Source organism: Arthrobacter sp. 10T419 (assembly GCF_056394105.1).
This window is the reverse complement of the sequence record NZ_JBFTHF010000078.1, coordinates 1-374: the sequence shown is the minus strand read 5'-3', so window position 1 is coordinate 374 and position 374 is coordinate 1. Positions and strand designations below refer to the sequence as shown.

Here is a 374-nt window from a genome sequence, read left to right as displayed (position 1 = left end):
GCATGGGCATGGGCCTGACCATTTGCAAGGCCATCGTGGACGCGCATCAAGGTCAACTGGACCTGACCCCGCGCCCGGAAGGCGGCACGCGCGCCACCATCACGCTGCCGCGCCTGCCTGCCCTCTGGAKCGCGATGCAATAGGCACGTTCACGGCACCAGGAGCAGCTTGCCGGTGGTCGCCCGCCCTTCCATTTCGGCATGGGCTTGCGCGGCGGCCGCCAGCGGATAAACACCGCCGATGGTCGTGCGCAACTTGCCGTCGAGGACCCACCGGAAGAGCTGCGCCGCGTGCGCCCGAAGGCGTTCCGGCGTACGCACATGATGGGCGAAGACCGCGTAGCCAAGCTTGACGCTCTTCGGCAGGCTCATGAT

2 protein-coding genes are annotated in these 374 nt (G+C 67.3%); one reads left to right on the top strand and one right to left on the bottom strand.

Annotation, left to right across the window (positions count from 1 at the left end):
- Window positions 1–2 precede the first annotated feature (2 nt).
- Window positions 3–143, top strand: coding sequence for an ATP-binding protein (locus AC1DBD_RS17960; RefSeq protein ID WP_476982747.1), 141 nt, complete (start codon window positions 3–5; stop codon window positions 141–143).
- Between the two features lie 6 nt (window positions 144–149).
- Here the strand turns inward: AC1DBD_RS17960 and AC1DBD_RS17955 are convergent.
- The coding region (locus tag AC1DBD_RS17955) for a zinc-binding dehydrogenase (protein ID WP_476982746.1) at window positions 150–374 on the bottom strand (225 nt) is incomplete at its 5' end.